15 protein-coding genes are annotated in these 18,681 nt (G+C 30.1%); 11 read left to right on the forward strand and 4 right to left on the reverse strand.

The features are described from left to right. The first annotated feature begins 130 nt into the window (after nucleotides 1–130). Nucleotides 131–2,212 (forward strand): heavy metal translocating P-type ATPase, encoded by a 2,082-nt coding sequence (locus HBE96_RS06820; RefSeq protein WP_169297011.1) that lies wholly within the window; start codon nucleotides 131–133, stop codon nucleotides 2,210–2,212. Nucleotides 2,213–2,369: 157 nt separating this feature from the next. Beyond that, nucleotides 2,370–2,999: a class I SAM-dependent methyltransferase gene (locus HBE96_RS06825; protein WP_169297012.1), complete on the forward strand. Its 630-nt coding sequence runs from the start codon at nucleotides 2,370–2,372 to the stop codon at nucleotides 2,997–2,999. A gap of 259 nt (nucleotides 3,000–3,258) precedes the next feature. Here the strand turns inward: HBE96_RS06825 and HBE96_RS06830 are convergent, their stop codons facing one another. Beyond that, nucleotides 3,259–5,067, reverse strand: coding sequence for a stage V sporulation protein D (locus tag HBE96_RS06830; RefSeq protein WP_281064331.1), 1,809 nt, complete (start codon nucleotides 5,065–5,067; stop codon nucleotides 3,259–3,261). A gap of 341 nt (nucleotides 5,068–5,408) precedes the next feature. On the opposite strand from HBE96_RS06830, the gene HBE96_RS06835 reads away from it, so the two are divergent. After that, a complete protein-coding gene (locus HBE96_RS06835) occupies nucleotides 5,409–6,140 on the forward strand; it encodes a hypothetical protein (RefSeq protein ID WP_206154851.1) in 732 nt (243 codons plus the stop codon). Between the two features lie 459 nt (nucleotides 6,141–6,599). Here the strand turns inward: HBE96_RS06835 and HBE96_RS06840 are convergent, their stop codons facing one another. Both HBE96_RS06840 and HBE96_RS06845 read right to left on the reverse strand, forming a co-directional pair. Next, nucleotides 6,600–7,970, reverse strand: a complete 1,371-nt coding sequence (locus HBE96_RS06840) for an MATE family efflux transporter (protein ID WP_169297014.1) — start codon at nucleotides 7,968–7,970, stop codon at nucleotides 6,600–6,602. A 19-nt stretch (nucleotides 7,971–7,989) separates the two neighbouring features. Continuing rightward, the gene (locus HBE96_RS06845) at nucleotides 7,990–8,412 is read right to left on the reverse strand and encodes a response regulator (RefSeq protein WP_169297015.1); all 423 of its coding nucleotides are present in this window, start codon (nucleotides 8,410–8,412) and stop codon (nucleotides 7,990–7,992) included. 769 nt (nucleotides 8,413–9,181) lie between these two features. On the opposite strand from HBE96_RS06845, the gene HBE96_RS06850 reads away from it, so the two are divergent. From HBE96_RS06850 to HBE96_RS06870, 5 genes are all read left to right on the forward strand, one after another. Further along, nucleotides 9,182–9,799: a 4-carboxy-4-hydroxy-2-oxoadipate aldolase/oxaloacetate decarboxylase gene (locus tag HBE96_RS06850; protein WP_169297016.1), complete on the forward strand. Its 618-nt coding sequence runs from the start codon at nucleotides 9,182–9,184 to the stop codon at nucleotides 9,797–9,799. A gap of 81 nt (nucleotides 9,800–9,880) precedes the next feature. Next, nucleotides 9,881–10,549 carry an RraA family protein gene (locus tag HBE96_RS06855; protein ID WP_169297017.1) on the forward strand — a complete coding sequence of 223 codons (669 nt, stop codon included), beginning with the start codon at nucleotides 9,881–9,883 and terminating at the stop codon, nucleotides 10,547–10,549. A gap of 83 nt (nucleotides 10,550–10,632) precedes the next feature. Beyond that, nucleotides 10,633–11,946, forward strand: a complete 1,314-nt coding sequence (locus HBE96_RS06860; protein ID WP_169297018.1) for a pyridoxal phosphate-dependent aminotransferase — start codon at nucleotides 10,633–10,635, stop codon at nucleotides 11,944–11,946. Between the two features lie 264 nt (nucleotides 11,947–12,210). Further along, nucleotides 12,211–13,371 (forward strand): 2-methylaconitate cis-trans isomerase PrpF family protein, encoded by a 1,161-nt coding sequence (locus tag HBE96_RS06865; RefSeq protein ID WP_243186851.1) that lies wholly within the window; start codon nucleotides 12,211–12,213, stop codon nucleotides 13,369–13,371. Between the two features lie 361 nt (nucleotides 13,372–13,732). Beyond that, nucleotides 13,733–15,091, forward strand: a complete 1,359-nt coding sequence (locus HBE96_RS06870) for an APC family permease (protein ID WP_169297019.1) — start codon at nucleotides 13,733–13,735, stop codon at nucleotides 15,089–15,091. A gap of 165 nt (nucleotides 15,092–15,256) precedes the next feature. Here HBE96_RS06870 and HBE96_RS06875 read toward each other — a convergent pair whose 3' ends face one another. Beyond that, a complete protein-coding gene (locus HBE96_RS06875) occupies nucleotides 15,257–16,153 on the reverse strand; it encodes a LysR family transcriptional regulator (protein WP_169297020.1) in 897 nt (298 codons plus the stop codon). A gap of 134 nt (nucleotides 16,154–16,287) precedes the next feature. On the opposite strand from HBE96_RS06875, the gene HBE96_RS06880 reads away from it, so the two are divergent. The 3 genes from HBE96_RS06880 (at nucleotide 16,288) to HBE96_RS06890 (ending at nucleotide 18,592) form a co-directional block, all read left to right on the forward strand. Then, nucleotides 16,288–16,623 carry an amino acid permease gene (locus HBE96_RS06880; RefSeq protein ID WP_169297021.1) on the forward strand — a complete coding sequence of 112 codons (336 nt, stop codon included), beginning with the start codon at nucleotides 16,288–16,290 and terminating at the stop codon, nucleotides 16,621–16,623. 62 nt (nucleotides 16,624–16,685) lie between these two features. Then, nucleotides 16,686–17,303 (forward strand): 4-carboxy-4-hydroxy-2-oxoadipate aldolase/oxaloacetate decarboxylase, encoded by a 618-nt coding sequence (locus HBE96_RS06885; RefSeq protein ID WP_169297022.1) that lies wholly within the window; start codon nucleotides 16,686–16,688, stop codon nucleotides 17,301–17,303. Between the two features lie 122 nt (nucleotides 17,304–17,425). Then, nucleotides 17,426–18,592: a pyridoxal phosphate-dependent aminotransferase gene (locus HBE96_RS06890; RefSeq protein ID WP_169297023.1), complete on the forward strand. Its 1,167-nt coding sequence runs from the start codon at nucleotides 17,426–17,428 to the stop codon at nucleotides 18,590–18,592. Nucleotides 18,593–18,681 lie beyond the last annotated feature (89 nt).

Genomic DNA, 18,681 nt, shown 5'->3' on the forward strand with positions numbered 1-18,681 from the left:
AACGATAACAAAAAATAGTTATCAACAAAGTTATTAACATGTTATACACGTGAAATAGTATAAAAAGAAAAGAGGTGAGTTTTAGTGAGAGTTTAGTACTTGTTATACACTCTCTCACTAAAGATAATATATGAAGTATAAGATAACTCATGATATGCCAGGAAGAATAAGGATAAGATGCGGTCAATTTGCATTTTCTTTGGAAGAAGGCTATAAAATTGATTATGCATTAAGTAGAAGTGGATATGTTGAAGAAGTCAATTCTTGTCATATAACAGGAAGTATTTTAATTTATTACAAAGAAAACTTTAGAACAGAAATTTTAAAATTAATTTCTAAGTTAAATTTAAATGATTTGCCATCAATTAGTGATAAAAACAGGGATAATTCAAAGGAAATTGATATTACTTTTAGAAGCAAATTATTAAATATGATAAGTAAAAGGCTTTTTATAAAGCTCTTTATGCCAATGAGTATAGGTAAATTTTTATTATTTTACAGATCAATTAGATTTGCAAAAAAAGGGTTTAAAAGTTTGTTTAATATGAAAATAAATGTTGATGTTTTAGATGCTGCATCCATTGGAGCTGCAATGATACAAAAAGAATACTCAACAGCTGGGTCTATAATGTTTTTACTTAGTGTATCTGACTTGCTTGAAGAATACACAAGAAAGAAAACCAAAAATGTGCTTACAAAAAGTTTGGCTATAAATGTTGATAGTGTATGGTTGGCTAAGGAGCAAGAAGAAGTATTAGTTCCTATTTCTCATATTCAGATAGGAGATAAAATAAGAATTAATACTGGACACATGATTCCAGTAGATGGATTAGTTTATAGTGGTCTTGCTATGGTTAACGAAGCATCAATGACAGGAGAACCTTTGGCAATTGAAAAAAAGACAGAGGATACAGTTTATGCAGGAACTGTTGTGGAAGAAGGCTCAATAATAATTGAAGTTAAAAAATTGAGTTCTGAGAGCAGAATAAGCAAGATTATTGAAATGGTTGACAAATCTGAAAATCTTAAAGCCAATATTCAAAGTGAAGCAGAAAAGTTAGCTGACAACATAGTGCCGTTTACTTTTCTTGGAGCATTAACTACGTATGCAATTACAAGAAATATAACAAAGGCATTAGCTATATTATTGGTTGATTATTCTTGTGCGATAAAATTATCTACGCCGATATCTGTAATTTCAGCTATGAGAGAAGCATCAACTCATAAAGTAATTGTAAAAGGCGGAAAATATCTAGAAATTATAGGAGAAGCAGATACAATTATATTTGATAAAACAGGAACTTTAACAGTTGCAAGTCCTACTGTAGCAAAGGTAATTCCTTTTGAAGGTTTTGAAAGAGATTATGTTTTGAAAACAGCAGCATGCTTGGAAGAGCATTTTCCTCATAGTGTTGCAAAAGCAGTTGTAAAAAAGGCAGCAGAAGAAAATTTAAATCATAAAGAAGAACATGCCGAAGTACAATATGTTGTAGCTCATGGAATTGCTTCATGTATAAATGATGAAAAAGCTTTGGTTGGGAGTTATCATTTTGTATTTGAAGATGAAGGAGTAGCTTTGAGAGAGGAACAGAAAACTATTATAGATAGTGAAGGTAATGGATATTCTATTATATATTTAGCAGTAGGAGGGCAAGCAATTGGCTTTATTTGTATAAATGATCCTGTAAGAGAAGATGCAAAGAGAGTTATAAAAGAACTAAAGAATTTAGGTATTGAGCAAGTAATAATGATAACTGGTGATGGAGAAAAGACTGCAAAAATAGTAGCAGAAAGTTTAGAAATAGATAATTATTATTCGCAGGTGCTTCCAGAGGATAAAGCAAAGATAATAGAAGAATTAAGGGAAGAAGGACATAAGGTTATTATGGTTGGTGATGGTGTAAATGATTCTCCAGCTCTTGCAGCAGCTGATGTTTCAATAGCAATGAAGGATGCCTCAGATGTGGCTAAGGAAGTTGCAGATGTAACATTGATATCATCAGATTTAGAAAAAATTGTAACCATGCGTATTTTAAGCAAAAAATTATTGAAAAAGATAAACAATAATTATAGCTTTATAATGCTATTTAATACATCTCTGCTTTTGCTTGGATTGGGTGAGTATATTAAACCAACTACTTCAGCATTGCTACACAATATTTCAACTATGGGAATAAGTGCTGCTAGTATGAGACCTTGTTTAAAAAGTTGAATATGCAAAATGTTATTTAAGAATTGATATAACATTGGGTGAGAAGGTTAAATTACAATCCTGTATTGATAATGAGTGTTATTATCAATACAGGATTGTTGTAGTATTAAGAAAAGTATATAATAAGTATATGTTTAAAACGGAAAGGCGGAATATTATGAGTGAAATTGCAAAAAGATTAAATCAATGCATGAAACCTAATGGTGAATTAGGAAAGATTATAGCAGATGGTATGAATAAATCACATTTTGAATTAACTGGATGGGGTCTTGAAAAGATAAATATAAATACTCAAGATACTATCTTGGATATTGGCTGTGGCGGTGGAAGAACAGTAAATAGATTAGCTGGCATAGCAAAGGAAGGTAAAATTTTTGGTATAGATTATTCAATGGATTGTGTAAAATGGTCAAAAGATTATAATGAAGAATTGATAAAGGATGCCAGAGTAGAGATTATTCATGCTAGTGTAGAAAAAATTCCTTTTAAAGATAATAAATTTGATGTTATATCTGCAGTAGAAACTATTTATTTTTGGCCTGACCTGGTTCAAAATCTTAAAGAAGTAAAAAGAGTTTTAAAGCCGTCAGGAAAGCTTATTATAATATGCGAAATGTATTCCAGTGAAAAATTTAAAGAGAGAAACGATGAATGTGTTTCTGCATCGAATATGAAAATATATACGCCTGAAGAACTTAAAGATATAGTAGAAAGGGCTGGTTACAACAATATAAAAATAGATTTGATAGAAGAAAAAAATTGGCTTTGCTGTATAGGTGAAAAATAAAACAATTTCAAGAGATTATTGAAAGATAATATATACATTCATTTAGAAGTAATCTGATTTAATATTCTTATTTATATTATAAATGTTATAATACAATTAATTTATCTTTAAGTGAATTGTGAATAAGAAAAGTATAGTTATTAAGTGCTTCTTACATTTAGGGGGAGGTTGCTTGTGATAAGCACCTCTTCCCTGAGTAAAATTAAATACATTCAGCCTGTTATGGATCTTGAAAATTAAGCAGTTCATTTAATATATATTATTTGGTAGATTTAACTAATGATAGTTGACCTTTCATTATCATATAATTAAAGATCTGACTAAAAAGATCTTTAGCTACTGGTGCTGATACTTCAGAAGCATAATATCTTGATGGATCAGGTTCATCTACTGAAACAAGTAAAGTAATTTTAGGATTATCTACAGGGGCCATACCGGCAAAGGAAGAAAAGTACTTATTATTTTCATAACCACCACCCTTGGGGTTTGCCTTTTGAGCAGTTCCGGTTTTACCAGCAATATGATATCCTTCAATAAAAGCATTATGTCCAACCCCACTAGGATCACTTACTACTTTTTCTAAGTAAGGTTTTAAAGTAGCAATAGCAATAGGGTCTAAAATTGTTTTTTTACCAAAGTCATTAAAAGTCTTATCAACTATTGTACGATTATTTTCATTTACATGAGATATTTGCTTCATAATGTGAGGTCGTATCCATGTACCACCATTTGCTATAGAGTTAAGGGCCGCTAAATATTGGACTGAAGTTGCAGAAAGACCTTGTCCAAAAGCCAGGCTGGATAAATCAAAATTATTTAATGTATCAGGATTTTTAACTATTCCAGCAGATTCTCCGGGTAAATCAATACCAGTTCTTTTACCAAATCCCAATAAGGATACATAGTAGCCTAAGCGTTTTTTACCTAATTGTTGTCCTAATTTTGCAAATCCTACATTACAGGAATTTTTAATTATATCTCCAAAGCTTTCTGTGCCGTGACCATCTAAATTCCAGCAATGAATAGGACTTCCATCTACATTTAAACTTCCATTACAATAAAAAGTACTTTTCTCGGTTGCTACAATTTCTTTTATTGCTGCATAGGAAGTAATTACTTTAAATATAGAACCAGGTTCAAAAGCATTTTGTACAGCATTATTTTTTACAATATCATCAATGGATTTGGGAGCTTTTTCTTTTAAGTTTTTAGTTGGATTGTTTGGATCAAAATCTGGCTTACTTACCATGGCTAATATTTCACCAGTTTTAGGATTCATTACAGTTATAGTAACTGATTTAGCCTTACTATCAGTTAAAGCCTTTTGAGCAGCTTTTTCAGCAATAGATTGAATGTTTGCATCAATAGTTAAAACAATATCTTTACCATTAACAGGATCTTTATAATCTGAATCACCATAAGGTAATTGAGAACTGTTTTTATTATCTGTTTCATAGGTAGTACGTCCAGGAGTTCCAGATAGTTCTTTATTGTAACTTAACTCTACACCAGAAACACCTTTGCCTTCTAAATTTACATACCCAAGTACTGAAGCTAAAAAATTATTATTTGGATAATACCTTTTGGCATCAGAGGATATAATAAGACCGTTGATTTTTAATTCTTTGATCTTATCTACCTGTGTTTTATCAATACCTCTTGCTAGAATAGCAAATTTTATTGGAATTCCATTAGGTGAAATACTGTTTAAAAGGTTGGATATTTTATCAGTTGTTATATTTAGTATAGGGGATAATTTAGCAGCAAATTGTTCCATGGTCATTTTTTTATTTACTAAAGTTTCTCTTAATGTAGACATATCAAGATCCACTCTATAAGCATTCATACTTACAGCTATTTCTATGCCATTACGATCTAATATTTTTCCTCTCTTAGATGGAATCTCAAAATCTTTTGTCCATTGATCTAAAGCTAGGGACTTATAAACTGGAGACTTAATCTTCATGATATAAAAAAACCTTCCTATAAAGATTGAAAATATAAAAATTATCATAACTAATATAAAAAATAATTTTTGGGGTGAATTATTTTTTCCCTTTTGTACCAAAATGGTTACCTCCTTTTTAAATGCTGTCTTAAAGCAATAAGTATAATTCTATAAGACTATTATAAAATATAATTTACGAAAAACATACAATAATAATCAAAAATGTTAAATGTTTACATGATGTTTTTGTAAAAATAAACTGCTTAACATAATGGTATAAATTCTAAATGGTTGTTAGTAGCTTATGATATTGAGTTTTATGAGTAGTTATAACTTAGTATTAAAGTTATTTCTAAAAACAAGGTTCTAAAATTGACAATACAATAATTTTTTTGGTAATGTTTATGTGTAGACGATGATCTGACTAAGAATTACTTAATGGAAAGGAAGTGAATTTAAAATTGAAAAAGAAATTATTGATTTTCACAACCATAATAATAGCTATTTTTTTAGTAAATAAAATCTACATAAGTTTAAAAGACAAAGTTAATTCAAATATGATTACAAAATTGACAGGCCAAATTTATTATACAAAAAGAGTAGATGGAATATTAAACTTGTATAAATTTGATACTAATTCACAAAAGGAGCAACTTGTATATAGCCATAAAGGTAGAGGTAAGCTTAAAGATGGAGACTATAATGATAATATCAATGATTTTTGCTATGACATAAAAAGTGGGGATATAAAGTTTGCAGCTATGAATAATGGAGACTGGAGCCTATTTTCTATTAAAAAGGGTGATAAGGATGCTAAGTATGTAAGCAAATTAGGTTTGGAAAGTTCTAATCAGTTAACAATGATTGATACTGACTATATAAAAAATGAAGTTGCTAATGTAAAGGTTATTAAAAAGAAGGGTTCTATTTATATAGAAAAAGATGGACAAGAAAAATGTTTAATAAAATTTAATGGCCTATATGATGAAAAGTTTACAGGTTATTCACCTATTGGTTTTTCTTCAAATGGAAAGTATTTTGTATATTTGTCTATGGGACATCTAACTCCTATTGGAACCTTCATAGAAGGAATTATTAAAGGAAATGTTGGTAAAACTTATATTATGGATATGGAAACAGGAAAAAGTGCTAGGTTTATTGATTGTCAGCGTATTCAGTGGGTTATGAATTAAAAAACTTCTCAGAGCAATTTAAAATTTAGCATTGAGAAAAAAATCATATAAATTGCTTGAATCAATTAAAGAGTTATTTGGAAATAGAAGGTTTAGATAAAGGATATTTAATTTTAATTAAAATAAATAGTATGTATATAATGAATATTGCGTTGCAGATAAGAATATATTTGAGGTTGTTGTTTAATGGATAGGCTTTTGAGTCTATCTATTTTTTTATAAAAAAGTATGATGGAACCTCGATTTCTTGATGGAAGAGTAATAAAAATAAATGGCCTGTTGCATTAAGAAAATTATATACAATATATCGTTTTGTAAATTAATGATAAACTCAATATGTTGTAATGGTTATTCTTAGTACGACAGACCTAAATGTATCTATTCAGAGATTTTTTCATACTCCATTAAGCAGTAAAAAAATTGATATATTAATTTTTGTGTACAGCAGTCTTTTTATATTTAGCTGCATTTTTCATATTCTAGTTGGCAATGTGATAAATTCAATTGTCTGATTTTCTTAAAGTATTTTTTACAAGCTAAACCTTCATAAATTATCATGAAAATCCAGCCTAAGGCCATAGCATAACATACACCTGAAATTCCTAAGTAAGGTGAAAGAATATATGATGCTGCAACTCTTACAAAAATTTGTATAACTGTTGCAATAAAGGTTATTCGTAAATTACCAATACCTCTAAATAATCCCTGATAAATATTGCAAAAACCTGAAAGTATATAGAAAATAGACATTGGCATTAAGTATTTTATACCTAGTAATATGACCTCTTTTTCAGAATTTGGAACAAACAAATTCATAATTCTCCCTGCTCCTAGAAATACAAACAGAGCAGCAGTAACACAATATGCAGTAACTATAATATTACTTTCTTTATAACCAGTAATTATTCTATCAAATTTTTTACCTCCCTTATTTTGAGCACAATAAGTACCGATAGATGAAGAAAAACTATCAGCAGGTGCTAACACAAGTGAATCAACTCTTGTAACAGAGTTATATGCAGCTATAGCATTTATTCCAAAAGGGTTAACAGCACCTTGAACTAGTAATTTTCCAATATATAGACAAGTTTGTTGTAGTGCGGTTACCCAGCTATATTGTATAGTTTTGCTTACTAGTAACTTATCTACAACTAATTCACTTACATTAAGACTTATAAGTGGAATTTTCAGATAAACATATATTATGCATAATATAGAAGATATTCCTTGTGCAACCACTGTTGCAATTGCAGAACCGACTACACCAAGTTTCAAAACTACAACAAAGATAATACATAAGATTCCATTAAGAACACAGGAAACGAGTAAGAAAATCAGAGGAATTTTTGAATTTCCTATAGATCTAAGTGCAGATGAGTAAAAATTATATAGAAATGAAAAAATCAAACCTCCAAATATTATCTTTAAGAATATATCAGCATCGTTTAAAATCTCTTTTGGGGTACCAGTTATTATAAGTATCCATCTTGATAGAAACATACAAATGACAGACATTATTACAGTAAAAATTATTCCTACAATTAAAGCAGTAGAAACTTCTTTTTTTAAAATTTTATAATCTCCTGATCCAAAAAGTTCAGACATAAGTAATGAAGTTCCGATACAAATGCCAAGTATAAAGAAAATTGCAATTGACATAATTGGATTTGCAACACCTACTGCTGCTAATGCATTTTTTCCGATAAATCTTCCCACAATTATAGCATCTGTTGTATTATAAAGTTGTTGAAATATATTTGCAAAAATCATAGGAATAGTAAAAGTTATTAATATTTTTGATGAACTTCCTTGAGTCATATCTCCTTTCATAGATTATCCCTCCAAGATACTATATGATATTTATATGAGTCTTAATTTTTGTTGGATTCACTATTTTTTCAATATTGTAAATGCATTTTTTTAGGTTTATTAGTTCAACTAAATTTTTAATAGTTCCTCTAACTTGAAATTGATTAATTGGTTTAGTAATAAAATTTTCAACTCCAGATAAATAACCTTGAGTAATAGAATCTTGATCATTTATATCACAAACTCCAATAATTATACCATTAAATTCAAGAATTAATTTATTATAAATGGGTATTGGTAAGCTGATAATAAGAATATCAATATCTTTTAAATTTAATGAGTTGTTGTTTGAAAAAAACTTAGTATAACTACAGTTAGTTATCTCACCCCAATTATAGTCATGAATAATTTTAGATAAAATTAAACTGGTAGATTGAATATTATTAACAATAAGAAATTTCATTACCATCGCCTCTTAACGTAGTATTTTATAAAACTGTGTTAGTACATGTTTTCACCACATAATGTAATTTAAACCATTATTAGTTTTTGAAGTTATTAATTATAATATTTTTGTCATCATCTATATTGTCTTTGCTTTGTAGAAAAATGCAATTAATTAAGTGTTAGTCATATTATTTGTAAGCACAACTATATCTATTGCATCCGTTACACTAAAATTTTCCGTCTAGCAGATATTTTATGTTTTTTTATGAACTTTAATTTTGTCATTATACTTCCTCCTTGTACAATTTACTAATATAATTATTTTCATGCCTTGATTTTATTTTTTATTTCATATGTGATTATAGCAAATAATGTTATATACGAAAAATATGTATATAGTATAAAACTTATACAAATATATGTATAAATCAAGTATTATTAGAGGCTAATTCTAAGGATGTTTTTCAACTTCGGGGTTTAAATGAATAGTTTTTCTTTACAATTGAAGTACTATTAAATTTATCTTCAAGTATTTTCAAATGGCAGTTACAATAGATTGCAAATAAATCACTTCAGCGGTGTTAAAAAGACTTCTTGTTTTAAAAATTGTAATAAAAACTTGAATGCTAACAAAATTTCTATTTATTTTTCTATATTACATAATATCGATTATATCGATATTATACATTTACATTATTCATTATACAAATATTTATTTGTGAACTATAATAAAAACATAGAAATTATTTTAACAAAAAAATTATTATGAAAAGGAGAAACAAAATATGGATATAGCTGGTCTATTTAAAGGAATACCAACTGGTAACATATGTGATTCAAATAATAGAGAAGGTAGTATGGATGCAGAAATTATGCCGCTTCACTATAAGTTTGAAGTTACAGGGTATGCTATGACAGTAAGCTGTGTACCTGGTGATAACCTTACTATACACAAAGCAATTGCAGAAGCTAAACCAGGTTCAGTTTTGGTTATTGACTGCAAAGGATATACTGGAGCAGGTGTATTTGGCGAATTATTTGCTACTTCTTGTATGGCCCATGGAATTAAAGGAGTTGTTATAGACGGAGCATGCAGGGACAAGAGTGATTTAATAGAAATGAATTTTCCTGTTTTTTCAAGAAGTGTAAATCCCAATGGAACATTGAAAGAGACTTGTGGAGAAATAAATACAGTAATTGAATGTGGAGGACGCATTGTAAAGCCTGGAGATATTATTGTGGGTGATGCTGATGGAATAGTTGTTATACCGCAGGAAAAAGCTCAAGAAGTTTTAGAAAAATCTCAAGCAAAGAAAGAAAAAGAAGATGAATTGAAAGTTCTTTTAGCTCAAGGTAAAACAACAGCTGAGCTTATGGGATTTGATAAAAAGTGGAATAAATAGTTAATTCAATATGTTCATGTTAATGACTATAAAGATTGTTTATATAATAAAAAATATATAAAGAAGTGAGGAGAATAAAAAGTGGAAATTAAAAGATTACCAGTGGAACTAATTGAGGAATATAAAAGATTAGATACATCGTCTATTACTGATGCTCTTGATAAACAGGGTATTGATGGAGGATTACTTGGAATAAAAGCAGTAGTAGATGGTACAAGGGTATGCGGACAAGCATTTACAGTACATTATGTACCATGTGGAACAGTAAAAGGCACTGTTGGAGATTTTTTAGATGATGTTGCAGCAGGAGATGTTGTAGTAATAGATAACAGTGGCAGAGAATATTGTACTGTTTGGGGAGATATAATGTCACAAGTGGCAAAACAAAAAGGAATTGCCGGAACAGTTGTGGATGGGGTTTGTCGTGATGTAAAAACAATAAGAGAAGTTGAGTATCCTATTTTTACAAAAGGAATTTATATGATGACAGGAAAAGATAGAGTTGAAGTAGATGCAGTAAACATTCCTGTTGGAGTTTCTGGAGTTAAGGTATGTCCAGGAGATTTAATTGTTGCAGATGAAAATGGAGCTGTTTGTATACCAGTTTCAGTTGTAGAAAAAACATTAGAAATTGCGAAATCAATTGAAGAAGTAGAAGGACGTATAGTAAGTATTGTTAAAGGCGGAAAAACTTTAAAAGAAGCTAGAGTTGAAATGGGATATCACAAATTACAAACCAAAGTAAAATAAAGCATTAACAGCTAATAGTAAGCTTATTTAAGTAATAAATGTTATACACACATTATAAATTAAATTTTGGAGGGATATTGTCAATGAATGAACCAGTATTATCAAATCATTTTAAAAAAAGGATGCCATCAAATGTAAGACTTGGTCATATAAAGTTTTTGGAACGTGAAAATAAACCTGCATTAATTAATGTAGCAATGGGAAATATTTCACTTCCAACAAATCCTGCTATGCAGAAAAGAATGTTTGAATTAAATGCGCCTGAAAGTCCATTTTCAAAAGGGGTTGTACAATATTCAGGTACTGCTGGTTTAGATGAGGCTCAGAAGGCCTTTAAAAATATTCTTAAATGTCAAGGATTTGATACTAGTAATTTATTTGTTCAGATAACTGATGGTGGATCTAGTGCCATGGAACTGTTATTGCTTGGAGTTTGTGGAAATGCAGGTACTATGGACAAACCTCTTATGATGATTGATCCATCTTATACAAATTATGTTTCTTTTGCAGATAGAATTGGACGTAAAACTGTTACAGTAGGACGCAGCTTAGGAGAGGATGGAAAATTCAGTCTTCCAGAACTAGACAAGATTGAAGAAGCAATTAAAGAAAATAATCCTGGAGCACTTCTTGTAATACCTTACGACAATCCTACAGGTCAGCTTTATGATTATGCAACTCTTAAAGAGCTTGCTAAACTATGCGTAAAATATAATATGTGGATGGTGAGTGATGAAGCTTATCGTGAATTGTATTATGATGAAAATGCTGATTTAGTAAGTATATGGGGACTTAGTGATGCAGATGTATCTGGTATAGAAGGAAGAAGAATAAGCATTGAAACTGCCTCAAAGGTATGGAATGCCTGTGGGTTAAGAATAGGGGCTGTCATTACTGATAACAAAGAATTCCATAGTAAGTCAGTATTCGAATACACTGCAAATCTTTGTGCTAACGTAATTGGTCAATATATATTCGGAGCACTAGCTTATGAAAGCAAAGAAAGTATTGCCAAATGGTGTAAAGGACTTCGTGAGTATTACAAAGAAATTATGTTTAAGTTATATAATGGTATGAAAAAACTAGAACCTGATCTTATTGTTTCAAGTCCTGATGCATCTATATATTCAGTAGTTGACGTTAGAAATATTGTAAAATCAGGATTTGATTCAGTAGACTTTGTTATGTATTGTGCACAACAAGGTTCAGTAGAATACAACGGAGTGGAGACTACTCTTCTAGTAACACCATTAAAAGGTTTCTATGAACCTAAATCAGGAGAAGCTAACCCAGGAAGTACTCAGATGCGTATATCATTTGTAGCATCTCCAGAAAATATGGAAAAGGTTCCTGAATTATTCATTAAGCTTTTAAGGCAGTATGAAGCGAAACGTTAGACTAGCATTATAAAATATTTGAATATATTTCAAGACTTCTTTTTAGCTTGTTCAGGGCAATTTGTAATAAATTCCCTGAATGAGTTGTCTCTTTATCATATAATATTGAGTTTATCGATATTATATATCATAATTATCTATTATTCAAACAGATTTCCATGAATTATAATAAAAAGTGTGAAATGACAATATGTGATAATACTGTTGTTGAAAACGATTTTGAAATAGCTAAAATAAATTTAATTTGCTAAGGAGGGACAAAACATGCATCCTGAAATGGAAATGATTAGATGTTCAATTATGCGTGGAGGAACCAGTAAGGGTATATTTATAATGAAAAATGATTTGCCAACAGATCAAATGGAGAGAGAGAGAGTTATATTGTCCATATTTGGAAGTCCAGATATAAGACAGATAGATGGATTAGGCGGAGCTGATTTGTTAACAAGTAAGCTTGCAATAATATCACCTTCAACAAGAGAAGATGCAGATGTAGATTATACTTTTGCACAGGTAGGACTTGATAAACCAACTGTAGATATAAAAGGAAATTGTGGAAATATAGCATCTGCAGTAGGGCCTTTTGCTATTAATACAGGATTAGTAGAGGCTAAAGAACCAGTAACTATTGTAAGAATACATTTGACAAACTCAAAAAATTTATTAGTAGCTGAAGTTCCTGTAAAATATGGTAAGGCAGCTGTAGAGGGAGATTTTAGTATAGCTGGAGTTCCAGGTACTGGAGCAAAAATAACATTAGATTGGAAAGATGCTCAGGGAGCCTTTACAGGCAAATTGCTTCCAACTGGAAATGTTAAGGATATTATTAATGTAGATGGAAAAGAATATGCTGTATCAATTTTGGATATAGGAAATCCATTAGTATTTATTAAAGCAGAGGATATAGGAATTGATGGCAGAGAAACTCCTAAACAAATTGAAGGTAATATGGAGTTAATGAATCTAATTGAACAAATAAGAGGTATGGCAGCAGTAAAAATTGGTATGGTAGAAAATTGGAAGTTAGCTGCTACTGAATCAGCATATGCACCATTTTTTGCAATTGTAAGTCCATCAAAAGATTATACAACCTTTGATGGTAAAGAAGTAAAGGCAGAAGACATAGACTTAGTATCTAGATTGTTATTTATGCAGAAGGTGCATAAAAACTATCCAGTTACATCAACAGTTTCTACTGGAGTAGCAGCGAAAATACCAGGTACTGTTGTAAGTGAAGTTGTAAAGGAAGAAGCAAAATCCAGAGTAAGAATGAATATTGGCCACCCAGCAGGTTGTATTCCAGCTGAATCAATAGTAGAGGTTGAAGGTGGAAGTATAAAAATAGTAAAGGGTGCTATGTATAGAACTGCTAGACCTATAATGGATGGATATGTATACGTAAGAAAATCCAATTATAATAAATAATTGTCAGATTGTTCATAAAACCTGCACTTTTTAAAGTGTTGGTCTTAATTTTGCTTTAAATATTTATTGCTTAAAATACTTAAATATTTTTTGGAACTTGTTCATGGGTATTTATAATGAATACCCGGAATGGGTTCTCTTTTTATCATATAATATCGAAAATATCTATATTATATATCATAATTATCTACTATTCAAATGATTTTTTATCAATTATAATAGAAAACAAGAAAGGGGAGTGTACGATTACATGGATTGAAAACGGTTAAAATGATTAGTATTAAAGCAATATTTGAAAAATATCAAGAAAATAAAATTAAAAACATAAGTTGCAAACTTTAAGTAAAGGAGAATAGAGTTGATGGAAAATAATAAAATGAAAAAGAGTTTTGGATTCATAGAAGGGTTAGCTATAGTTGTAGGTATGGTTATAGGATCAGGTGTTTTTTTCAAGCCCACAGCAATATTTACTGCTACAGGAGCTCCAGGACTTGGAATAGCTGCATGGATAATAGGTGGATGCATGTCCATAGCTGGTGGACTTACTGCAGCAGAAATTGGTGCAGCAATACCAAAAACTGGAGGGGTAACTGTCTATTTAAAAGAAATTTACGGAAGTATATGGGAGTTTCTTTTTGGATGGGCTCAATCAGTTATTTACTTTCCAGGTTTAATAGCAGCTCTTTCAATAATATTTGGAACTCAAGCAGCATCTTTAATGGGATTAAGTAAGACATCAAGCATATATATTGCAATAGGTATAGTTTTGTTTTTATCTGTCTATAATGCCGTAGGCGGAGCAAAAGCTAGTGGAAAGTTACAAAATGTTTCAACAGTTTGTAAATTAATACCTTTAGCGTTGATAATAATTGTGGGATTTGTAAAAGGTAATGGTGGCATAGCTAATTTATCACCAATGACTGTTCCAGGTCATCCAGCTTCTGCCGGACTTGGAGCTGCACTTATAGCTGTTTTATTTGCTTATGATGGGTGGATAAATGTTGGAGCTGTAGCTGGCGAAATGAAAAATCCAGCAAAGGATTTACCAAGATCAATTATAGGTGGAATACTAATAATAATGCTTGTATATACGTCTATAAATATTGCATATTTATTTGTACTACCAGCAAGTACACTAGCAGCTACACCTACTCCTGCAGCCGATGTTGCAAGAATAATATTTGGAGCAAATGGTGGAAAAATTATTACTATAGGTATATTGATTTCTATATTTGGAGCTTTAAATGCATTTTTCTTAACAGGACCTAGAGTACCTTATGCATTGGCTGCTGATAATAAATTACCAGCAAGTAAATGGTTTGCTAAGCTAGATAAAAATGGTACACCAGTAAATTCTAATATATTTATAACCGTTCTTGCAATATTATATATAATTACAGGAAAGTTTGATCAGTTAACAAATATGGTTACGTTCACAATGTGGTTTTTCTTTTTAATGACATTTGCAGGAGTATATGTTCTAAGAAAAAAACAACCAAATTTACACAGACCATATAAGGTAAATCTATATCCTTTTACTCCTCTTGTAGCTATATTTGGAGGAATCTTTATGCTAGTAAGTGATCTAATGGCTGAACCACTTAATGCTGGTCTAGGAATAATAGTTACATTAATAGGCCTCCCAATATATATATATAGAAGATCTAAGGTTAGTTCATCAAAAGGAGATAAGGGTTCATTAAACAAAGAGATTGGTTAAATATCTTTCTTTTGTGAAGTAAAGTGTAAACTTTCTAAATTTATATTAATGTAAAAAGCAACAGTATGTTTCTCATATATTTTTGTTGAGATCAGCATATTGTTGCTAGTTTTTTGTTTATATTTCATTTGACTGTAATTTTATTTGCCATTGTAGTATCTAAAATTAGTCAATAAAAAGATCAGTAGTATCTTTAAATACTTTTAAATGCTTATCTAGAATATTCATACTTTCAACTCTACTTGGTATTGGATGTTTATGTGTGATTTTATAGCTAATACGATTAGGTGGTGGATCTAAAAGGTCAAGAATTTGTATGTTTTTAATTTTCTTAAAGCTGTTGGCCATTGAAATAGGAACTACTGACCAATAATTTGAGTTATCCATAAGGGTCAGTATCAATGATGGATTATTAAAGTTAGCTCGAGGGCGTTTGCTGGAACTAAACCAAAAATCATGCCAGGCGTGAAATTCAGGGCTCCAATCAACAAAAATTTCATTTTTGCCATCTAGTTTACTCGGATGAACTGATTTTTGAGGATTATCTTCATTTGGTTCACATATCAAAACCATTTTTTCATCAAAAATAGGTTCAATAATGATATTTTTGTATGCAAAGGTGGTTATAACAAATCCTACATCAATCTCATGATTTAATAATAAATTATATATTTCTAATGAATGATGTGTTCTAACATGAATATCAATGTGTGGTTCTTGATTCAAAAAGTTCTTGTATAAGTGTGGAAATATATAAGTATTAATACTGTCTGTACAACCAATTGATAATGAAGTATGCGGATCAGAATTTTGTAGAGCATGAGTATCCTTAAGTAACGATAACCATCTTTCAGCAATAGAAACAAATTCTTCACCTTTAGGTGTCAGATGAATAGTTCTATTTCCTTTTTTTCTTACAATTAAAGAAGTATTAAGTTCATCTTCAAGCATTTTTAAATGGTGACTTACAGTAGATTGAGATAAATAAAGTGCTTCAGCAGCCTTAGAAAGGCTTCTTGTTTCAACAATTGCAACAAAAGCTTGAATAGCATGTAAATTCATATTTGTCCTCCTGTATTATATAATATCTATTTTATCGATATTATATAACATAAATATGTATTTTTCAAAATAATTTTTATAAATTATAATAAAAGCATAGAAATTATTTTAATAGAAAGTAGGACAAGACAATTTTGAATACTCTTATTAGTGAAAACGATATGGTAGGTTCAGGTTCGACTTCAGTTTTAATCACATATACTATTATTCTATTTACTCATCATAAATACAGACAAGTATTACCAGCAGAGGAACTAGCAAAAGCAGCTTTTAAATTACCCCTTTATCCTTTAAGTTCAATTTTTTCAGGAGTTTTCATAGTAGTATCCCTTGGGATAATGGCATGTAGATCAAATACTCGTTTAGGATTTATATTTGCATGTATATTATATGTTGTTCTAACTGCAATTTATTTTATAACAGGGATGAATAAAAGAAGTAATGTTAAGCAAGAGGCTATAGGCAAATAGAAATTACAATAAAAAATTTAAAGTGTTATGAAAAGATATAACATTAAGGAGGAGATCGTATAATGGATATAGCTGATTTATTTAAAGGAATACCAACTGGTAATATATGTGATTCAAACAACAGAGAAGGCAGTATGGATGAAGAAATTAAACCTCTTCATTATAAATTTGAGGTTACAGGTTATGCTATGACAGTAACCTGTGAACCTGGTGATAACCTTACTATACACAAAGCAATTGCAGAAGCTAAACCAGGTTCAGTTTTGGTTATTGATTGCAAAGGATATACTGGAGCGGGGGTATTTGGTGAACTCTTTGCAACTTCTTGTATATCTCATGGAATTAGAGGAGTTGTTATCGATGGAGCATGCAGAGATAAAGGTGATTTAATAGAAATGAATTTTCCGGTTTTTTCAAGAGGTGTAAATCCTAATGGAACACTAAAAGAAACCTATGGAGAAATAAATACAGTAATTGAATGTGGAGGACGCATTGTAAAACCTGGCGATATTATTGTAGGTGATGCTGATGGAATAGTTGTTATACCACAGGAAAAAGCTCAAGAAATTTTAGAAAAATCTCAAGCAAAGAAATCAAAAGAGGATGAACTAAAAGTTCTTTTAGCTCAAGGTAAAACCACAGCCGAGCTTATGGGCTTCGAGAAAAAATGGAATAAATAATTGATATTGAAATGTTATCTCTGCTAATGTGTATAATTTTGTATAGCGCAAGTTTAATGCAGAGATACATTTCAATTATTTAAGCAAAAATGTAGAGACTTTATATAAGGAAGGTGTAAATAATGAGAGATTTTATAAGTAGTAGAGTTAGAAATTTAGAGCCATCACCAACAGTAGGATTGATGAGTCTTGTAAAAAAATTAAAAAGTGAAGGGCATGACATTATTAATTTGGCAGGTGGGGAACCTAATTTTAATACTCCTGATAGGATTATTGAACAAGCATACAAGGATATGAAGGCTGGTTTTACATCCTATGTTCAAAGTACAGGTATTCCAGCTTTAAGGAAAAAAATTGCAGAGAAGCTTAAAAGAGAAAATAATATAGAAGTTGATGCAGAAAAAGGAATAATTGTTACAGCAAGTGCTAAACTAGCATTATATATAAGTTTATTCACTTTGCTAGAAGAAGGTGATGAGGCATTATATTTAGAGCCTGCATATGTATCCTATAGGCCAATGATTGAAATGACAGGTGCAAAGGCTGTTGGAGTACCTTTAGATTATAGTGATAATTATAAAATAACTGAAGAAAAACTTTTGAAATATGTAACACCAAAGACAAAGATATTGTTAATATGTTCACCAAATAATCCAACAGGAAGAGTAAATACAGAAGAAGAATTAGAAATCTTAGTAAAGTTTGCAAAAGAACATGATATATTAATTTTTTCAGATGAAATATATGAAAGAATTATATTTGATAACAATAAACATATAAGCCCTGCAAGTTATAAAGAAATAAAAGACAGAGTAATTACTTTAAATGGTTTTTCAAAAGCTTATGCAATGGCAGGATGGAGACTAGGATACGTAGCAGCAGCACCAGAATTAATAAAAGAAATGACAAAGGTTCAACAGCATCTTATAAATTGTGCAACATCTTTTGTACAAAGTGCAGCTGTTGTGGCATTTGATTGTGAAGATGAAGTATTAAAAATGGCAAGTGAATATGAAACAAGAAGAAATTATTTTGTAAAAGCATTAAACGAAATACCAGGAGTTGAATGTAGATATCCAGAAGGAGCATTTTATGTAATGGTACGTATAGACTATAAAGGCATGGACTCTTTTAAATTAAGCAGTTATATTTTAGAAAATGCAAAAGTAGCAGCAGCACCTGGAGAAGCATTTGGTAGAGGCGGAGAAAAATGTATTAGAATGCCTTTTGCTACTTCTATGGAAAACTTAGAAGAAGTAGTTAAAAGACTTAAAAAAGTAATTGTTTAAAAAGGTTATAAGGAAAATTAATTTAAACATAGAAGATAAAAAGATTTAGAGTTTGAATAAATATTACTAAAATTATAAATAAATATTGA

The organism is Clostridium muellerianum, assembly GCF_012926525.1.
GTDB lineage: Bacteria > Bacillota > Clostridia > Clostridiales > Clostridiaceae > Clostridium_AM > Clostridium_AM muellerianum.

Coding starts and splice junctions, on each gene's coding strand:
- HBE96_RS06820 (WP_169297011.1), top strand. CDS start 131: ATGAAGTATAAGATAACTCATGATATGCCAGGAAGAATAAGGATAAGA.
- HBE96_RS06825 (WP_169297012.1), top strand. CDS start 2,370: ATGAGTGAAATTGCAAAAAGATTAAATCAATGCATGAAACCTAATGGT.
- HBE96_RS06840 (WP_169297014.1), bottom strand. CDS start 7,970: ATGAAAGGAGATATGACTCAAGGAAGTTCATCAAAAATATTAATAACT.
- HBE96_RS06845 (WP_169297015.1), bottom strand. CDS start 8,412: ATGAAATTTCTTATTGTTAATAATATTCAATCTACCAGTTTAATTTTA.
- HBE96_RS06850 (WP_169297016.1), top strand. CDS start 9,182: ATGGATATAGCTGGTCTATTTAAAGGAATACCAACTGGTAACATATGT.
- HBE96_RS06860 (WP_169297018.1), top strand. CDS start 10,633: ATGAATGAACCAGTATTATCAAATCATTTTAAAAAAAGGATGCCATCA.
- HBE96_RS06865 (WP_243186851.1), top strand. CDS start 12,211: ATGCATCCTGAAATGGAAATGATTAGATGTTCAATTATGCGTGGAGGA.
- HBE96_RS06870 (WP_169297019.1), top strand. CDS start 13,733: ATGGAAAATAATAAAATGAAAAAGAGTTTTGGATTCATAGAAGGGTTA.
- HBE96_RS06875 (WP_169297020.1), bottom strand. CDS start 16,153: ATGAATTTACATGCTATTCAAGCTTTTGTTGCAATTGTTGAAACAAGA.
- HBE96_RS06885 (WP_169297022.1), top strand. CDS start 16,686: ATGGATATAGCTGATTTATTTAAAGGAATACCAACTGGTAATATATGT.
- HBE96_RS06890 (WP_169297023.1), top strand. CDS start 17,426: ATGAGAGATTTTATAAGTAGTAGAGTTAGAAATTTAGAGCCATCACCA.